At 70.2% G+C, this 19,096-nt stretch carries 11 protein-coding genes and 1 pseudogene; 5 read left to right on the top strand and 7 right to left on the bottom strand.

Annotated elements, in window-relative coordinates; translation table 11 throughout:
* Positions 1-487: pseudogene (locus ACKOB8_RS04410) on the bottom strand (hypothetical protein); the annotation flags it as partial.
* A gap of 510 nt (positions 488-997) precedes the next feature.
* On the opposite strand from ACKOB8_RS04410, the gene ACKOB8_RS04405 reads away from it, so the two are divergent.
* From ACKOB8_RS04405 to ACKOB8_RS04395, 3 genes are read left to right on the top strand one after another with little or no spacing between them, the layout of a single operon-like run.
* Complete coding sequence (locus ACKOB8_RS04405; protein ID WP_526376006.1) at positions 998-4,339, top strand: transglutaminase family protein; 3,342 nt, start codon at positions 998-1,000, stop codon at positions 4,337-4,339.
* Positions 4,340-4,395: 56 nt separating this feature from the next.
* Positions 4,396-7,029: a circularly permuted type 2 ATP-grasp protein gene (locus tag ACKOB8_RS04400; RefSeq protein WP_526376005.1), complete on the top strand. Its 2,634-nt coding sequence runs from the start codon at positions 4,396-4,398 to the stop codon at positions 7,027-7,029.
* Positions 7,026-7,955, top strand: coding sequence for a transglutaminase-like domain-containing protein (locus ACKOB8_RS04395; RefSeq protein WP_526376004.1), 930 nt, complete (start codon positions 7,026-7,028; stop codon positions 7,953-7,955). Before ACKOB8_RS04400 ends, ACKOB8_RS04395 begins: the two co-directional genes overlap by 4 nt.
* Positions 7,956-7,967: 12 nt before the next feature.
* Here ACKOB8_RS04395 and ACKOB8_RS04390 read toward each other — a convergent pair whose 3' ends face one another.
* From ACKOB8_RS04390 to ACKOB8_RS04370, 5 genes are read right to left on the bottom strand one after another with little or no spacing between them, the layout of a single operon-like run.
* Positions 7,968-8,687, bottom strand: a complete 720-nt coding sequence (locus ACKOB8_RS04390) for a glycosyltransferase (RefSeq protein WP_526376003.1) — start codon at positions 8,685-8,687, stop codon at positions 7,968-7,970.
* A gap of 15 nt (positions 8,688-8,702) precedes the next feature.
* Entirely contained in the window at positions 8,703-9,950 is a 1,248-nt protein-coding gene (locus tag ACKOB8_RS04385; protein ID WP_526376002.1) for an MgtC/SapB family protein, read from the bottom strand.
* Between the two features lie 28 nt (positions 9,951-9,978).
* Positions 9,979-11,763, bottom strand: coding sequence for an acyl-CoA dehydrogenase family protein (locus tag ACKOB8_RS04380; protein ID WP_526376001.1), 1,785 nt, complete (start codon positions 11,761-11,763; stop codon positions 9,979-9,981).
* 32 nt (positions 11,764-11,795) lie between these two features.
* Entirely contained in the window at positions 11,796-12,920 is a 1,125-nt protein-coding gene (locus ACKOB8_RS04375) for a hypothetical protein (RefSeq protein ID WP_526376000.1), read from the bottom strand.
* 18 nt (positions 12,921-12,938) lie between these two features.
* Positions 12,939-14,735, bottom strand: a complete 1,797-nt coding sequence (locus ACKOB8_RS04370) for an Ig-like domain-containing protein (protein ID WP_526375999.1) — start codon at positions 14,733-14,735, stop codon at positions 12,939-12,941.
* A gap of 50 nt (positions 14,736-14,785) precedes the next feature.
* On the opposite strand from ACKOB8_RS04370, the gene ACKOB8_RS04365 reads away from it, so the two are divergent.
* On the top strand, positions 14,786-16,216 hold the full coding sequence (locus ACKOB8_RS04365) for an amidase (RefSeq protein WP_526375998.1): 1,431 nt from the start codon (positions 14,786-14,788) through the stop codon (positions 16,214-16,216).
* Here the strand turns inward: ACKOB8_RS04365 and ACKOB8_RS04360 are convergent.
* Positions 16,213-17,799: an amino acid permease gene (locus ACKOB8_RS04360; protein WP_526375997.1), complete on the bottom strand. Its 1,587-nt coding sequence runs from the start codon at positions 17,797-17,799 to the stop codon at positions 16,213-16,215. The genes ACKOB8_RS04365 and ACKOB8_RS04360 overlap by 4 nt on opposite strands.
* An 85-nt stretch (positions 17,800-17,884) precedes the next feature.
* On the opposite strand from ACKOB8_RS04360, the gene ACKOB8_RS04355 reads away from it, so the two are divergent.
* A partial coding sequence (locus ACKOB8_RS04355; RefSeq protein ID WP_526375996.1) for a saccharopine dehydrogenase family protein occupies positions 17,885-19,096 on the top strand: 1,212 nt, incomplete at its 3' end.

The following is a 19,096-nucleotide window of genomic DNA, read 5'->3' as shown; positions in this document are numbered from 1 at the left end:
GCACCGCTCCCGTACTGGCACTCGGTGTCCCGACGGTGACCGAGGCGATCACCGGGGGTTGATTGGCGGGCGCCGTCGTGGTCGCGGCGGTCGCCGCCGCCGGCGCGGGAGCCGGGGTGTCGGACCCGGTCTGGCGGCGGGCCACGGCCAGCACCGCCCAGGCGACCGCGGACTCGGCGGGCGCGTCGGGCGTGGTTCCCAGCAGCGGCGCGAGCAGAGCATCGATCACCTCGGGGGCGGCTTGCGCGGCGGCGGCCATCACGGGTGCGGTCGGTGACGGCGCGACCGCCAACGTCTCGAGTTGAACCGTCGGGGCGGGTTGCCCGATGACGGCGGCCTCATCGGCGGGCACCGACAACTCGACGACCTCGGCCCGGGCCTGCCCGGAGGTCGCCGTCGCGGCTACCGGATCGGGAATCCGGACAGGTGCGCCGGCGCGGGTGGACTGCGGCTGGGGATGAGACCGGTTGCGGTCCGGCTCGGGCATCGAGGCAGCCCGGCCCTCCGATACGTCCACCGTGTCCGGTCGGGTCGCTGGAGCGGGGGCCGGCACGGCGGCCGGCGACTCGCCGGGCCTCGGACCTGAGCTGTTGGGGCGGGCGGCACCGCGACGGGGATCGGCGGCCCCGGGATCTGTCGCCGACGGGGCCTCGGGCGCCGTGGCCGGTGCGGGCTGATCGGCCGGTTCAGCCCAGGCGGGCGCCGCTACCTGCGATGACAGCAGGAATCCCGCCCCGAGCGCGGCCGCCAAAGCGCCGGCTCGCCCCACGAACCGGGAAGCAGACACCGCGCACCTCCTGAGAGTTCACCGGGGTTGCTGCCAGGATTGCTGGGGCAGACTCCCGCGAACTTCTCAGCATCATCTCATATTCCCTGTGAGCTTGTGTACCGCACCGCCCAACCGGCCCGAAGGTCCCTCTCCGGCGACGGCCGCCGGGCTTTGCCGGACATTCCGCTGCCGCTGCAGCCGCCCCAGGGTTGTGGTGGGATCGTCCCGGTGGGTATCAAGGTGGCGCTGCAGCACCGCACCAGATACGTCTTCGACCGGCTGGTGGAGGTCTATCCGCACGTCGTCAGGCTCCGCCCGGCACCGCATACCCGCACCGCGATCGAGGCCTACTCGATGGATGTCGAGCCCGCCGGGCACTTCGTGAATTGGCAGCAGGACGCGTTCGGCAACTTCATGGCGCGGCTGGTGTTCCCGGAGCGCGCACGGGAGCTGAGCATCACCGTCGGCCTGATCGCCGACCTGAAGGTGATCAACCCGTTCGACTTCTTCGTGGAGGACTTCGCCGAAACCTTCCCGTTCAGTTACCCCACAGGTCTGGCCGACGACCTGGACCCCTATCTGCGTGCGGTCGACGACGGCGACGACGGATCCGGACCCGGCGAGCGGGTGCGGAACTGGGTGCGCGAGTTCCCCCTGGTCGCCGGTTCCCGCACGATCGACTTCCTGGTCGCCGTCAACCGGGCGGTCAACGCCGATGTGGCCTACAGCCTGCGGCTGGAACCGGGCGTGCAAACCCCGCAGTACACCCTGGACACCGCCTTGGGCTCGTGCCGCGACTCGGCGTGGCTGCTGGTGTCGATCCTGCGCGAGTTCGGCCTGGCCGCCCGTTTCGTATCCGGCTACCTCATCCAGTTGGCCTCCGACGTGGAGGCGCTCGACGGTCCGTCCGGGCCGGCCGCGGACTTCACCGACCTGCACGCCTGGGCCGAGGTCTACATTCCCGGCGCGGGCTGGATCGGTCTGGACGCGACGTCGGGTCTGTTCGCCGGCGAGGGCCACATCCCGTTGGCAGCCACGCCGCATCCCTCCTCGGCCGCCCCGATCACCGGGTCCACCGGGACCGCCGAGACGACCCTGGAGTTCTCCAACACCGTCACCCGCGTGCAGGAGGATCCGCGGGTCACCCTGCCCTTCGACGACACCGCATGGACGGCGATCGGCGAACTCGGCGATCAGATCGACCGGCGGCTGGCCGAACGCGACGTGCGCCTGACGATGGGCGGGGAACCCACCTTCGTGTCGATCGACAACCAGACCGATCCCGAATGGACCATCGCGGCTGACGGCCCGCACAAGCGGGAGCGGGCGGCGGCACTGGCCGCCCGGCTGAAGTCGGTGTGGGCGCCGCAGGGTCTGGTGCAGCGCGGCGAGGGGAAGTGGTATCCGGGAGAAGCGTTGCCGCGCTGGCAGATCAGCCTGCACTGGAGAACCGACGGCCGGCCGCTGTGGCGCGATGCCGCGCTGCTGGCCGACCCGTGGTGCGGAGATGGCGGGCATGAGAAACCCCGCGGGTGCGCGGCGGACACCGAAACCGCCCGCCGGGTGCTGACCGCGCTCGCCGCCGATCTGAGCCTGCCCGCCAGCCAGGTCCGGCCGGCCTACGAGGACCCGCTGGCCCGACTGTGGAACGCGGTGCGCCAACCCGCGGGTGCGCCCGTCGCCGACGGCGACGATCTGGTGAGCGACTCGGTCGAGGACCGCGCCGCCCTGCTGGCCCGTCTGGAGGAGCCGGTTCGCGGCCCCGCCGCCTGGGTGCTGCCGCTGCATCGCCGCGAGGACGACGCCGGCTGGGCCAGCGCGGACTGGCGGCTGCGGCGCGGCCGGATCGTGCTGCTCGACGGTCACTCCCCGGCCGGGGTGCGGCTGCCGCTGGACTCGATCAGCTGGGTCCCGCCGCGTCCGACGTTCCCGTCGGACCCGCTGTCCGCACCCGCCGCTGGTGACCCCGGTGACCGCGCGGGTGACGGCGCGGCGGCGGTGGGCGAGGACGCCGAGGACGCGCCCACCACCGCGATGGTCGCCGAGGTCCGGGAAGGCTACCTGCACATCTTCTTGCCGCCCACCGACGCCCTGGAGCACTACGTCGACCTGGTGGCCCGGCTCGAGCAGGCCGTCGCCGAGGTGGGCTGCCCGGTGGTCGTCGAGGGTTACGGGCCGCCGGCCGACGCGCGGCTGCTGTCGATGTCGATCACGCCCGACCCGGGTGTCATCGAGGTCAATGTGGCGCCCACCCGGAGCTTCGCCGAGCAGAGCGAGCAACTCCACACGCTCTACGACCAGGCCCGCCAGGCGCGGCTGTGCGCCGAGTCCTTCGCCGTCGACGGCACCCACGGCGGGACCGGCGGCGGCAACCACATCACACTGGGCGGCATCACGCCGGGTGACTCGCCGCTGCTGCGCCGGCCCGACCTGATGGTGTCGCTGCTGACCTACTGGCAGCGCCACCCGGCGCTGTCCTATCTGTTCGCCGGCCGCTTCGTCGGCACCACCTCGCAGGCGCCTCGGGCCGATGAGGGTCGCGAAGACTCGCTCTACGAGATGGAGATCGCCTTCGCCGAGATCGCCCGGCTCAGCGAGCCCGGCAATCCGCCGCCGTGGCTGATCGACCGCGCCTTACGCCACCTGCTCACCGACATCACCGGCAACACCCACCGCGCAGAGTTCTGCATCGACAAGCTCTACAACCCGGACACCCCGCGCGGTCGGCTGGGCCTGCTCGAGTTGCGCGGTTTCGAGATGCCCCCGCACTATCAGATGGCGATGGTGCAGTCACTGCTGGTGCGCTGCCTGATCGCCTGGTTCTGGGATGAACCGCTGCGCGCCCCGCTGATCCGGCACGGTTTGAACTTGCACGGTCGATACCTGTTGCCGCACTTCGTTATTCATGACATCGCCAGCGTCGCCAAGGATCTGCGTGACCACGGCATCGACTTCGAGACGAGCTGGCTCGACCCGTTCACCGAGTTCCGGTTCCCCCGGCTGGGAGCGGCGGTGTTCGATGGTGTCGAGATCGAGCTGCGGGGTGCGATCGAGCCGTGGGAGACCCTGGGCGAGGAGTCCAGCTCCGGCGGCACGGCCCGCTACGTGGACTCCTCCGTCGAGCGCATCCAGGTGCGCACCGTGGGTGCCGACCGGGAGCGCCATCTGATCATCTGCAATGGCTATCCGGTGCCGATGCTGGCCACCGACAACCCCGACATCCAGGTGGCCGGGGTGCGCTACCGGGCCTGGCAACCCCCCAGCGCGCTGCATCCCAGCATCACCATCGACAGCCCGCTGCGCTTCGAGCTGATCGACACCGCGACCGGCACCTCGCGCGGGGGCTGCACGCTGCACGTCACCCATCCCGGCGGTCGGGCCTACGAGACGCCTCCGGTCAACGCGGTGGAGGCCGAGTCGCGCCGCGGACGGCGCTTCGAGGCCCTGGGGTTCACCCCGGGACGGGTGGACGCCGCGGATCTGCGCGAAAAACAGGCCCGCCAGTCCACCGACGTCGGCGCGCCGGGCATCCTCGATCTGCGCCGGGTGCGTACCGTGCTGCGCAACTGACGGGCTCCCGCGGCCCGTTGGCAGGTGTCAGGTTGAATCCAGGTCGGGAGGCAGGCGTGACGGATCAGGCACGGTCGCTGGCAGCAGCGGACCGCGACGACGATCCGGATCATCTGCTGGCCGCCTACCGGGCTGAGCGCGGATCAGGAGACGGCACCCGCGACGAGTTCCTCGACGAGTCCGGTGCCGTGCGGGCGCCCTGGGCGGAGTTCGCCCACACTATCGGCGAGCGCGGGCGCGAGGGATTCGACCGACTGCGCGAGGTCGTGACCAGCCTGGTGGAGAACGACGGCATCACCTACGTCGCGATCGACCAGCACGGCGAGGCCGTCACCGACAGCCGCGGCGTCGTCACTCCCGCGCCGTGGCAGCTCGACGGCACGCCGCTGCTGGTGTCGGCGCCGGACTGGGAGATCCTCGAAGCAGGAGTGTCACAACGGGCACGACTGCTCGACGCGGTGCTGGCCGACCTCTACGGCCCCCGGCAGGTGATCACCGACGGTCTGCTGCCGCCGCAGCTGCTGTTCGGCCACCGCGGCTATCTTCGGGCCGCCCACGGCCTGCTCAATCCGGGCCGGCATCAGCTGTTCCTGCTCGGCTGCGATCTGAGCCGGTGCGACGACGGCCGCTTCCGGGTCAACGCCGACCGGACCCAGGCCCCGTCGGGTGCGGGCTACGCCCTGGCCGGACGGCGGGTCGTGGCACACGCGATGCCCGATGTCTATGAGCGGATCGGCCCGCGGCCCGCCTCACCGTTCGCCCAGGCCCTGCGACTGGCGCTGATCGAAGCCGCACCCGAAGCCGCCGACGACCCGGTGGTGGTGGTGCTCAGTCCGGGCATCCACTCCGAGACCGCCTTCGACCAGGCGTATCTGGCGACGGTCTTGGGCTTCCCGCTGGTGGAGAGCGCCGACCTGGTCGTCCGCGACGGCAAACTGTGGATGCGCTCGCTGGGAACCCTCAAGCGGGTCGACGTGGTGCTGCGCCGGGTCGACGCCGAGTACGCCGACCCGCTGGATCTGCGGGCGGATTCCCGGCTCGGCGTGGTGGGCCTGGTCGAGGTACAGCGCCGCGGCGCGGTGACGGTGGTCAACACCCTGGGCAGCGGGGTTCTGGAAAGCGCCGGCGTGCAACGCTTCCTGCCGCAGATGGCCGAACGCCTGCTGGGAGAGCAGCCACAGCTGGAGACCCCGCAGCTGTACTGGGCCGGCATCGACGCCGAGCGCTCCCACCTGCTGGCCCGGATGTCGTCGTTGCTGATCAGGTCGACGGTGACCGGCGAGACGATCGTCGGCCCGGCGCTGTCGGCGTCCCAGCGCTCCGACCTCGCCGCGCGTATCGACGCCGCCCCGTGGCAGTGGGCCGGCCAGGAGTTGCCACAGTTCTCCACCGCGCCCACCGATCACTACCCGGGCGGGTTGTCCCGCGCCGAAGTCGGCATGCGGCTCTTCACCGTGGCTCAGCGCAGCGGATACACGCCGATGGTGGGCGGACTGGCTTATGTCCTCGCGCCGGGGCTCGGAGCCCTTGCGCTGAAAAGCGTTGCCGCCAAGGATGTCTGGGTCCGGACCTCCGCTCGGGCGCAGGCCGAGCAGACCCTCACCGTTGCACCCGTCGAATTGCCGAGCGGCACCCAGTTCATCAGTTCACCGCGCGTGCTCTCCGATCTGTTCTGGATCGGCCGCTACGCCGAACGCGCCGAAGGGCTGGCCCGACTGCTCATCGTCACCCGCGAGCGCTACCACGAGTTCCGAAGCCGACGCGACTTGGCCGGCAGCGCGTGCATCCCCGTGTTACTGGCCGCCCTGGGTGAGCTGACCGGAACCTCAGCACCGGTCGACGACTCCTTCGCCGACGTGATTGCCGCGGTACCGGGCACGCTGTGGGCGCTGACCGTCGACAAATGGCGACCCGGTTCGCTGGCGCATTCGATCGAGAATCTCGGCCTGGCCGCACGGGCGGTGCGCGACCAGATGTCCAATGACACCTGGATGGTTCTCGGGGCCGTCGAGCGTGCCCTGGCGCGACAGGCGCAATCGCCGCCGAACGGTGGCCGGGCCCGCCGCGCGTCCGACGACACCGCACTGGCCGCCGCCCAGCAGCAGACGCTGGGGGCGATGCTCGCGCTGTCGGGTGTGATCGGCGAGTCGATGGTGCACGACGCCGGGTGGACGATGCTGGACATCGGCAAGCGCATCGAGCGTGCGCTGGGGTTGGCCACTCTGCTGCGGTCCACCCTGACCGTCGAACGCAGTCCGGCGGCCGAGCAGACCATCACCGAGTCCGCCCTGGTGGCCTGCGAGTCCGCCGTCATCTACCGGCGGCTCAACCTGGGCCGGGTCAGCGTGGCCGCGGTCGCGGAGTTGGTGCTGTTCGACGCGCGCAATCCCCGCTCGCTGGTCTACCAGCTCGACCGGCTGCGGGCCGGGCTGCGTGCCCTGCCGGGAGCCTCCGGATCCTCGAAACCCCAACGGCTGGTGGAGGAGATCAGCACCCGGCTGCGCCGGCTGGATCCCGCGGAGCTGGAGGAGGTCGACGACGAAGGGCGGCGCGGTGCGTTGCGGGAACTGCTCGACACCCTCCTGGCGGGCCTGGTTGAACTTTCCGATGTCATCACCAGCACCCAGTTGACGCTGCCGGGGGAGATGCAGCCGCTGTGGGGACCCGATCAGCGGCGGATGCTGCCGTGAGTTTTCCCGACGGGCCCACACCCTCGCCGGCGAGTCGCTGCTACCGGATCAGCCATCGCACCGAGTACCGCTATTCCGACGCGGTGACCAACTCCTACGGGCGCGGACACTTGATGCCGCGCGACACCACCGGTCAGCGTTGCCTGAGTTTCGAACTCGACATCGACCCTGCTCCCGCCGACCGGTCCACCAGCCGCGACAGCTACGGCAACATCAGCTCCTACTTCCAGGTCACCGAGCGGCACCGCGCTCTGACGGTGACCGGCCGCTCGGTGGTCGAGGTCGACCCGCCGCCGTCCGGCCGTTATGACTCCGGGGCGGCGGCGGCGCCGTGGGAATCGGCCCGGCCGGCGGGCCCTGCCGGGGTGCTGGCGACCGAGTTCGCGATGGACCTGCGGCCGCCCGAAATCACCGAGGAGATAGTCGAATACGCCCGCGAGAGCTTCGCCCCGGGCCGGCCGCTGATCGAGGTGATCGGCGACCTGACCGCGCGGATCTTCACCGACTTCACCTACCGCTCCGGATCGACGACGGTGTCGACCCAGGTTGCGCAGGTGCTGCGGGCCCGCGAGGGGGTGTGTCAGGACTTCGCCCGGCTGGCGATCGCCTGCCTGCGGGCCAACGGGTTGGCGGCGAGTTACGTATCGGGTTATCTGGCCACCGATCCGCCGCCGGGCAAGCAGCGCATGTTCGGCATCGACGCCACCCACGCCTGGGCGGCGGTGTGGACTCCGCAGAACCAATGGCTGGGGCTCGATCCGACCAACGGTGCTCTGGTGGACGAGCGCTACATCATCGTCGGCTGGGGTCGTGACTACGCCGATGTCCCGCCGCTGCGCGGCATCATCTTCACCGACTCCGAGCACAGCGTCATCGAGGTGTCGGTGGACGTCGAACCGTTCGACGGCGGGGTCCTGCCGGCGTGAGGGACGGCACACTCAGGAATAGCGGCCCCGCCAGGCGTTGAGCCGGACCCGCCAGATGTCGCCCAGGAACGGCCGCAGGTGCGTGGTCACATCGAAGGTGGACTCGGCGCGGAACTCGACGTCGACGGGCATCTCCACGATGCGCGCCCCCAGCCGGCGGGCCAGGTAGAGCACCTCGATGTCGAAGGCGAAACCGTCGACGGAGGCCTGCCCGAAGATCCGCTCCGCCCAGGCGGCGGAGAAACCTTTGAAGCCGGCCTGGGTGTCGCGGATGACCGGCAACAGCAGGCTGCGCCTGGTCGCCTGGACGGCCGCACCCGCTGCGAGCCGGGCGAGGCTCCGCTCAGTTCCCGCATAGGCGGCCAGGCTGCGCTTACCGGTCACCACATCGGCGACACCCGCGCGCAGCATCGCCAGCGCGGGTTCGGTGTGGGCGGGCGCGATGTTCATATCGGCATCCACGTAGAAGCGATAGTCACCGCACGCTGCCAGCATGCCGGTGTGAACGGCCGCCCCCTTGCCGCGGTTGACCGGCAGCCGGTTGAGTCTGATGCGCGCATCGCGGGCGGACGCGGCCTGGACCAACTCCGCGGTGCCGTCACTGCTGCCGTCATCGGAGACGACGAGTTCGACCGATCCGTCGAAACCGTCCATCCACTGCGCCCACCCGTCGAGGGTCGGGCCGAGCCGGCGCTCCTCGTTGTAGGCGGGGATGACGATCGACAGGTCCATGACGCTGTCATGGTGTCACGCCGCCGTCAGGGTGGCCACCATGACAGCGGCGAACACCGCGGTCGGTGCGGCCATGCCCGCCAGGAACCCCAGCCCGAAGCGCCGACTGCCGGCGGTGAAGGCCAGCACGCACTTGACGAGCAGATTGGAGCCCAGCGCGGCGGAGATGGCCAGCAGGGCGGTGTCGATGGTGATATCGCCCTTGGCGGCAAGGCTGGCCGCAGCCACCGATCCGGCGTGGGCGTCGGCGAGTCCGGCGGCGAGAGCGGCCAGCACAGCACCACGGGCGCCGAGGACCTCCGCACCCCAGCGGGCGACGAGCAGGGCCAGCGTCAGCACGGCGGCCAGCACAAGGGCGGGTCGCAGCGCGAAGGGGCGGCTCGCCGGGATCTCGACGGTGTCGGCGGCCTCGGCAGCGGCGGCGCGGGCCGCTGTGCGGCACACCGCGGCGGCGATGACCGCCAGCGCGGCGGCAGCGGCGAGCACCGCCGGCCACAACCGGCGCAGCACGTCGCCGTCGACCAACCCGATCACGACGAGCAGTTGTACGAAGGTGGCCAGGCTGCCGACCAGCGCGCCGGCCAGTGGTGCGCGCACGTCGGTGAGCGTCCGGCTCAGCCGGCCCATCGACGCGGTGGTGGCGGTCGCCGACACGAAGCCGCCGGCCAGCCCGGTCACCAGCAGGCCGCGCTGCGGCCCCAGGGCCCGCACGCCGATGTAGCCCAGCCAGCCGATGCCGGTGAGCAGCACGACCAGCAGCCAGACCTTCGCCGGGTTGAGGATGCCGTAGGGCCCGATGTCGCGGTCGGGCAGCAGCGGCAGGATGACGAACGCGACGACGAAGAACTTGATGGCGTCTTCGAGTTCGATCTCGCTGACGATCTCGCGGACGAAACGGTGGATGTGCGCCTTCGACAGCAGCAGCACGGCGACGACGACGGCCAGGGCGACGGCCAACGCCGGTCGGGTGTAAGCCAGCGCGCCGAGCAGATAGGCACCGACCGCGGCGATTTCGGTGGTGGTTCCGGGATCTTCGTCGCTGGTGCGGAAGTAGGCCAGCGCCATCAGGGCGACGACGCCGAGCAGTCCGACGACCACGGCCCACGGGTCGATGGCGGCGGCCACCGCACCCAGCAGCGACAGCAGCGCAAAGGATCGCGACCCGGCCGGCACCCTTCCGCCGTGGCTGCGCTCGCGCTCGAACCCCAGCAGCAGGCCGATGGCCAGCGCCACCAGGAACGGTTGGAGCTGCTGCCAGGTCACGGCCGCGGCGGCGGTGTGATCGGTGCGGTCAGTGCTTCATCTCGTAGACGCCGCTGTAGGACAGCACCTCCGAGATGAACGCCGTCTCGGCGCCGGCCTCGGTCAGCGGGCGGCGCACGATGGCCAGCGCGGCCGCCGTTTGCCCGTCGGTCGCTGAGGCCTGACCGTGTAGTTCCACGGCCTGGTCGGCCATGTCGCGTACGAAGACCGCGAAGATCCGGTCGAGGTGAGCCTCGCCGAGGTCGCTGAGGTCGCTGACCGACCCGGGCCGGGTGTGTCCGTCGTCGATCGCCAGGGCGGCGGATTCCAGGATGAGGTGCGCGTAGACGATCTGGGTGAACAGCTGGCCCAGCACCTGCAGGTAGTCGAGGTCGCTCTGCTGCGCCTCGGTGGGCGGCGCGGTCGTGACCAGCGCGGTGAACGCCTCGATCTGCTCGACGAAGATCGCGACGTTGGGCAGGTGGGCGAATCTGTCGAACGCCGGACGCCAGTCGCTGAAACCGATCGCACCCAGGCCCTTGGCCGGGCCCTGGTGGAACAGGTACGCGTCGTCGGCGGCGTCCTGGCGCACCGGGATCTGCGGGTAGTCCTGCGCCGCGCCGTGCGCTGCGCCCAGGTAGCGGGGCAGGAACTTGAGCACGAGGGCGATGTTCACGTGCACGGTGCCTTCCAGCTTCGGCAGGGCGCGGATGTCGACCGCGGCCCGGCTGAAGTAGGTGTCGCGTTCGAAGCCGCGGGCGGCGATGACGTCCCAGAGCAGGTCGATGACCCGTTCGCCCTCGCTGGTCACCTTGGCCTTGGTGATCGGGTTGAACAACAGGTAGCGCCGGTCGTCGGCATCGGCGCAGCGGAAGTAGTCGGTCGCGCGGGCGGCGAAGATCTTCATCGCCAGCAGGCGCGCGTAGGCGTCGGCGAGCATCCGGCGCACATGCGGGAAGTCGGTCACCCGGTTGCCGTAGAGCACCCGGTTGTGCGCGTGGGTGATGGCCTCGTAGAAGGCGTGCTCGCAGATGCCGATGCTGGCCCAGCCCAGGTTGACCTTGCCAACGTTGACGGTGGCCAGCGCGGCGTCGAAAGCCGCTTTGCCGACGTGCAGGATGTCGTCGGGGTCCACCGGGTAGTCGTGCAGGTTGAAGGCCGCCACGAACATCTGGCCGGCGACGACGTTCTTGATCAACTCATACGACGGGTGACGCGGGTCGACCAGGAAGAAGACGTGCTCGCCGGGATGCTCGGGGTCGTCGGCGGCGAACTTGCCGAAAACACTCAGCCGCCCGGCGACGTTCCCGTTGCCGATGTACCACTTGCCGCCGCTGGCGCTGAACCCGCCGTCGGCCTTGCGGTGCAGGATCATGTCCGAGGAGTAGATGTCGGCGCCGTGTTCGCGTTCGGACAGCCCGAAGCCGAACAGGTGACCGTCTCTGAGCAACTCGGCGATTTGTCGCCGCGCGCCGTCGTTGTCGCTGAGCCAGACCGGTCCCAGGCCCAGGACCGAGACCTGCCAGGCGTACCAGTGCGCCAGCGAGTAGAAGCCGAGAATCTCGTTGAGTTCGTTGATCCGGGCCAGATCCCAGCGGGCATCTTCTGCCCCGACCAGCTCACCGACCTCGGCGGGGGTGGCGAAGGTCGAGAAGATCCCGTTGGTGGCGATCAGGTCGACGAAGTCGGAGTACCACTCACCGGAGTAGAACTCCTCTTTGTTGCGGGCCAGGCCCTTGCTCTCGAAGAACTCGATCAGCGCCAGCAGTTGCCGCTGGGTGGCTTCGTCGAAGGAACGCGGTTCGTAGGTCCGGGGATTGAAAAGCAGCGACATGGGTCTCAGGATACGGTGCCGGCCAGGCCCGGTCAGCCGTCGGTGCGCGCGCGCATCGGGCAGCCTCGCGGGGGTGGTTCGCCGGTCGGCTGCTGTTCCTGCTGGATGCGCTGCTCACGGCGGGCGATCACGGCGGCATCCACCGAGTAGCGCTCGGCGTCCCAGTTGCCGTCGGCAAGCCGGTCGGACATCGCCTGCGCGCGCGCGGCGCTCGAGGAGTACAAGACGGGCAGCAGGCCCGGTTTGTGCAGCGTGTTGGGGATGAACCCGGTGAAGTGGATCGCCCTGTCGGCATAGACATAGCTGCCGAACCCGTATCCGGTCAGCCGGTGCGAGAGATCGGCGGCGTTGAGGGACAGGGCCAGCGTGATCCCGTCGGACTCCGATCCGACGTGGACCGGGAAGCGCTGCAGGATCAGCAGGCCGTTGCCGTAGAGCGGGTGAGTCTGATCGCCGCGCAGCTCGCACTCAGAGGACATCCGGCCGTTACTGCCGTAGTCGAACGTGAGAGTCAGCACCCTCCCGGCGACCGTGACGCCGCGGGCCGAAGACCCATCGGCGAGGTGGGCGGCCAGTTCGTCGAACTCCGAGGGCTCCCAGCGGCACGGCTGAGCGCCGTCGGTGACGAAAATGCCGGCGGCGAAGGCCATTTCGTCGGGGGCCTCGCGCAGACCGGCTGTCGGGTGGCCGCTGTCGGCCGGCTGCGCACCGGTCGCCTGTGCCAGCAGCGGGGCGAGCATCCGCGCCTCGGCGACCTGCAGGACGGCCGCCGCGCCCAGGAGATAACGCATCCAGGGGCCGTTGGCGTCGTCCACGCGCGCCAGGGAGCACAGGTCGAGCCGCCGGGCCCGCGCGTCGTAGACCGGACCGGACATCGCCGAACACCCCATCAGGGCGTTGATCTCGACCAGTGCGGCCGCATCGAGATCAAGCTCGCGCAGCAGTTCGGTACGGACGCAGATCAGATACCCGCTCTGGCCGCCGGGCCCGGTTTCCTCCCCGATGATGTCGACGGTCTGCGCGTTGCGGTCAGCCCACCAGGTGAAGCCGGTCGGCAGCAGATAGGACCACTCCTGGTCGATCTGCAACTGCTCGGTGAAGAGAAAGTCGATGGTCTCTTCGGCGATGTTCATCGTGCCCCCTGTCGTGAGGATCATCGAAGAATACGCGGAGTCTCACACTCTCCCGGAGTTCCTCGGCGGTTGACCCGCCCCGCGGCGTGGCCGTGTCGGCCGGCGTCGGACCGCGAAGCCGAAGAAGATGAAGGCCAGTGCGCCGGGATCGCCCACCAGCGTGTAGCCGAGGTCTTTGAGGATTCCCCGCTCGATGGCGCTGAGTTCGCGGACCCCGATTCCCTTGTCGGCTTGGGCGTTCATCAGCTGCTCGTTGGCGCCGACGAAGGTGCGGTCGTCGAGGTGCGACATCGAACTGCCCGACTCCCACAGGCTGGGGGTGTAGAGCGGAACCGGCCGGCCGTAGGCGGCGACGGCATTGGGCCCGATGAAGAACAGCCCGCCGTTGCCGCTGACCAGGTTGGTGTCGTAGGCGGTGTTCCAGGTGTAGTCGGCATTGATCGGGCTGACGCCGTCGGCGGTGGCGATGTACTGATCGAACGCGGTCCAGTCCCGGTAGGTGTTCTGCCCCGGTGCGCTGGCGTTGGACAGGAAGCCCAGCGTGTGCAGCAGCTCATGCATGGCGGTCGACCGGAAGTCGTACTGGCTGCCCAGTATCGGCCCGCTGAAAGCCCAGGCGTAGCCGAAGTTCCAGTTGATCTCCCCGTCGGGTTCCGCGCCGTTGGCGTCGAGGCCGGTGAGAATCTTGTGCTGCACGACGGTGGGTTGGAAACCCGGGTCGGAACTGATGAGGTCACTGCCCGCCGAGGCCAGCGAGGACGGCAGGATGCTGAACTCGCCGGTCACGTCGAAGGTCAGGGTGATGGGGGTGCTCACCTCAAAGTTGGACGCGAGCATGGTCGCGACCGACTCCAGGGCGCTGCGCGCCGCCGGCGTCCACAGCTGTGCGCCGCGCCGGTAGACGAAGTTGAACTGCACCTGCGGGCCCGCAACGCCCTGGCGGACAATCACATTCGCGTCGGTGCCCGCGGCCCGGAAGATGTCGAGCAGGTTGATGTGGAAGCCCTGGTCGCTGGCGGTGACCGTGAAGGTGTCGGTTCCGGTGAAGCCGGGGTCGGGGGTGTAGTCGTAGGAGCCGTCGGCACCGACGACGACGGTGCCGTGCGCGGGTGCCTGGCTGATGCTGTAGACGATCGGGTCGCCTTCGGGGTCGATCGCGCCGATCGATCCGCTGATCGGTCCGTCGACCTGGCCGGTGGTCTGCCCGGGGCTGACCGTGGGCGCCTCGTTGAACAGGGTCCGCCGCACCAGCAGCGTCACTCCCTCGACGAAGGCCCGGATCGGGCTGAACAGATCGTCGAGCCAGCCGGTGACCGTCTGTGCGGCGCGGCCGGCGACCGGTGCGGCGATCCCCGCCGTGGGGGCGGCCTGCGGGGAAGCCTCAGACGGCGCTGCGGTCTGTGCCGTGGGCGGTGCCGCCGTCGCAGGCAGATCGGCGCCGACTGACGCCACGGCAGGCGCGGCGGCGCTGACCGGGCCGGCCGACTCGGTGGCGCGCGCCGCCCGGTTCTGCCGGACCACCGAGATGGGTGGCCGGGCCTCGTGGCGGGGCCGGTCGCTTCGGGCGGGTTCTCGTTGCGGGACCCGCGCCGCGGCGACCGGACGGTCCGTCGAGGCCGAACCAACAGCAGAGTCCCGCGGCGCCGCCGCCGGCCTGTGGGCTCGGGCCGCCGGCCGGGTTGCCGCGGCCTTGGCCGGAGCGGCCGCGTCGGCGGTGGTCGGTGCCGGGTCGGATTCGGGGCTGTCGGCGACCGCCACCGCAACACCGGGGCCGGCCAGCGCCACGCCCACGGCGACGGCTGCCGCGCCCACCCGCGCAGCGCCCCCGAACCTCGCCATGGCCATGAACTTACCCCGCGATCGCGCCGCGAGGTAATCTCGGCCACGAGATGGCCGCCGACAAGACACCGATCAGGCGCTTTGCCACAGTGGCCGAGCAACTCGATGCGCTGGAGCGCGGATCGGTGACCTCAGTCGAGTTGACCCGCCGGTCGCTGGAGGCGATCGCCGCCAGCCAGCCGCAGCTCAACGCGTTCAAGCTGGTGCTGGCCGAGTCCGCCTCGGCGCAGGCCGCGGAGGCCGACCGCCGGCGCGCGACCGGCGACGACGCGCCTTTGCTGGGAATCCCCGTCGCGGTCAAGGACGACGTCGACGTGGCCGGTGTGCCGACCGCGTTCGGGACACACGGCCGGGTGCCTGCGGCGACGGCCGATGCCGAGGTGGTGCGCCGGCTGCGGCTGGCCGGGGCGGTGATCGTCGGCAAGACCAACGCGTGCGAACTGGGCCAGTGGCCGTTCACCAGCGGGCCCGGGTTCGGGCACACCCGCAACCCGTGGTCGCGCGATCACACCCCGGGCGGGTCGTCGGGCGGCAGCGCGGCCGCCGTCGCAGCCGGGCTGGTGGCCGCGGCGATCGGCTCGGACGGAGCCGGCAGCGTGCGGATCCCCGCAGCCTGGACCCATCTGGTGGGTATCAAACCGCAGCGCGGGCGGATCTCCACCTGGCCGATGCCCGAGGCGTTCCACGGCATCACCGTCAACGGCGTGCTGGCCCGCACGGTCGGCGACGCCGCGTTGGTGCTCGACGCGGTGACCGGCAACGTCGACGGCGACCTGCATCAGCCTCCGCCGGTGCGGGTCGGCGAGATGCTGGCCGGCCCGCCGCGGCCGTTGCGGGTGGCGGTCTCGACCCGGTTCCCGTTCACCCTCTTCGGGGCCCGACTGCATCCGGAGATCCGGGACGCCGTCCACGGCGTCGCCGACCAGGTGCGCGACCTCGGCCACTCCGTGGTGCGGCAAGACCCGGATTACGGGGTCCGGCTCACGATCGACTTCTTGTGCCGGTCCACCCCGGGTCTGGTGGAGTGGGCGGAGCGAGTGGGCGAGGTGCGCTGGGATCCGCGCACGCGGTCCAACATGCGCATCGGGCGGGTGTTGTCGCGGACCATGCTGGCCCGGGCCCGGGCCAATGAGGCTGCCACCGCGCGGCGGGTGGGCGCGATCTTCGACGCCGTCGACGTGGTGCTGGCACCGACCACGGCCCAGCCCCCGCCGCATGCGCACGCCTTCGACGAGCTGGGGTCGACCGCCACCGACCGGGCGATCATTGCCGCCTGCCCGGTCACCTTCCCGTGGAACCTGCTGGGCTGGCCGTCGGTCAACATCCCGGCCGGTTTCACCGCCGATGGGCTGCCGATCGGCGTGCAACTGATGGGCCCGGCCAACAGCGAGCCGCTGCTGCTGTCGCTGGCCGCCGCGCTGGAGGCCCGCAACGGGTGGGCCGACCGGCAGCCCGCGCCGTGGTGGGACGCGGCGTCCTAGACGTCCGCGTCGGGATGCTGGGGTGCGGCGGGACCAGTCGGTGCGGAAGGCGCAACGGGTAGGTCCTTGATCCGCTGGGTCCGCTCCCGGGCCAGCGTCTCGCCGCGGAAGAAGGCCGGGGACTTCACGCTCCACACGATCATCAGCACCACCCCGAGCAGGATGCCGAGCACGCCGATGATGAACACCGTGCCGACCCCGGCCAGCGAGTTGCCGCTGCCGTACTCGGGGCTGATCATCCGATAGGCCTCATACAGGCCGATCGGGATGAGGATCAGCGCCGCGATTGCGGGCAGGATCACCTGACCCAGGGCGGTGCGCCAGGACCCCCAGGCGGTGTCCCAGAAGTACACCACCGAGGACACCGCGACGACTGAGTAGTAGAGCATGATCGCGATGCCCACGCTGTAGACGCAGTCCTCCACGATGCTGTCGCTGACCAGGTTCAGCCCGCCGTAGACCGCCAGCGTGGCCAGCCCGATGAACCAGGTGGTGAACTTCGGGGTCTGCGCGGCTTCGTCGACGGAGGCGAAGCGTTCCGGAAGCGCCTTGTAGGTGGCCATCGCGAGCAGGCCGCGCACGGTGGCCATGACTGTCGACAGCGTCGCCGAGAACGCCGACAGCCCGACGATCACCGCCGCGACCACCGCGCCGACCGGCCCGACCGCTTGTAGGGCCATGGCGGAGAACACGTCGTCGATGTTCTGCGCGTAGGTCAGGCTGCCCTCGCTGGTGTCGTCGGTGCCGGCGAAGGCCAGGGCGGCCACCCCGATGATCACGTAGGTGATGAGGATGATGACGATCGAGGTCACCCCGACCCGGCCGGACTGTTCGGCGGTTCCCTCGGTCTCCTCGGACATCGACAGCGCGGCGTCGAAGCCCCAGAAGATGAACACCGCCACCAGGAATCCGCTGATCAGCGCTTCGGGTCCGGCGATGGCGAACGGGTTGAACCAGTCCCAGGAGAACGGTTCGGCGGTGGGGTTGGCCTTGCGCAGGAACACGTTGACCAGCAGGATCGCCGCGAACAGGATCAACCCGCCGTACTGGATGACGGTCAGCAGCAGTGTGGTCCGCGAGGACTCCTCGGCGCCGCGCGCCACCAGCCAGGTGGTGCTCAGGATGAAGACACCCGCGATGAGGATCTTCAACCAGTTCGACGGGTTCTCGACGCCCAGGCCCACGCTGACGGCATTGACGATGATGCCCGAGGCTCCGACGCCGGCCAGGATGCTCGAGAGCATCAGCGCGTAGCCGCCGATCCAGCCGATGTGCGGCAGGATCGCCTTGGAACCCCAGGTGAACACGGTGCCGGAGCACGGCGCGGCGTCGGTGAGGTGCTTGTATGCCAGCGCCACGAAGTACATCGGGATGACCGCCAGGATGAACACGATCGGCAACTGGTAGCCGGCCTTGTCGGCGCCGTGTCCCAGCGCCCCGGTCAGCGAGTAGGCCGGGGCGGTGGCCGCCAACCCGATCGCCACCGCGCCGATCAGCGAGACCGATCCCTTCTTGAGGCCCTTGGATTTCAGCCCGTGCATCGGCGGGTCGGCGGACTCCTTGTGGGCAGCGTTCTCGGCCATGAGCGGATTGTCGCACTGGTAGCCCCACCGTGCTGCGGACCGGAAAAATCCTCGCGACACCAGGTCGTTGCCCTACCCTCGACGCATGCGCATCCTTCAAATCGGCGCCGGTGGCGTGGGGTCCTCGGCCGCACTCATCGCCGCCCGCCGCGATTTCTTCGACAGCTACCTCATCGCCGACTACGACGGCGCCCGCGCGTCGGACCTGGAGGCCCGGGTCGGCGATAAGCGCTTCACCGGCATCGGGCTGGACGCCTCCAACGCCGACGCCGTCACCGAGGCCTGCCGAACCCACGGCATCACCCACGTGCTCAACGTCGTCGACCCGCGATTCGTCCTGCCGATCTTCAACGGGGCCTTCGCGGCGGGCGCGAGCTATCTGGACACCGCGATGAGCCTGTCGCACCGCCACCCGGAGAAACCCTTCGAACTGACGCACATCAAGCTCGGCGACGACCAGTTCGCCAAGGCCGGCGACTGGGAGGCGGCCGGCCAACTGGCGCTGGTCGGGATCGGGGTGGAGCCGGGGATGGTCGACGTCTTTGCCCGCTACGCGGCCGACCACCTGTTCTCCAGCATCGACGAGCTGGGCGTGCGCGACGCGTCCAACCTGGTGGTGGAGGGTTATGAGTTCGCGCCGTCGTTCTCGATCTGGACCGTCATCGAGGAGTGCCTCAACCCGCCGGTGATCTGGGAGAAGGACCGGGGCTGGTTCACCACCGCGCCGTTCAGCGAGCCCGAGGTCTTCGACTTCCCGGAGGGGATCGGACCGGTGGAGTGCGTCAACGTCGAGCACGAAGAGGTGCTGCTGATGCCGCGCTGGGTCGACGCCAAGCGGGTGACGTTCAAGTTCGGCCTCGGCGACGAGTTCATCGAGGTGCTCCAGGTGCTCAACAAGCTCAGCCTGGACAAGACCGAGCCGGTGAAGGTCCGCGACGTCTCGGTCAGCCCCCGCGACGTGGTGGCCGCCTGCCTGCCCGACCCGCTGGCGCTGGGGCCCAAGATGAAGGGCAAGACCTGCGCCGGGCTGTGGGTGACCGGCACCGGCAAGGACGGCGCGCCGCGGGAGGTCTACCTCTATCACGTCGCCGACAACGCCTGGACGATGAAGGAGTACAAGGCGCAGGCGGTGGTGTGGCAGACCGCGATGAACCCGGTCATCGCCCTGGAGCTGCTCGCCACCGGCGCCTGGTCGGGCGCGGGGGTGCTGGGGCCTGAGGCGTTCGAGTCGATGCCCTTCCTGGACCTGATGCGCGACGGGTACGGGCAGCAGTGGCACGTGGAGGAACGCACGCCC

This window comes from Mycobacterium sp. (assembly GCF_046091765.1).
Classification (GTDB): Bacteria; Actinomycetota; Actinomycetes; order Mycobacteriales; family Mycobacteriaceae; genus Mycobacterium.
This window is presented reverse-complemented; position numbering and strand designations above follow the sequence as displayed.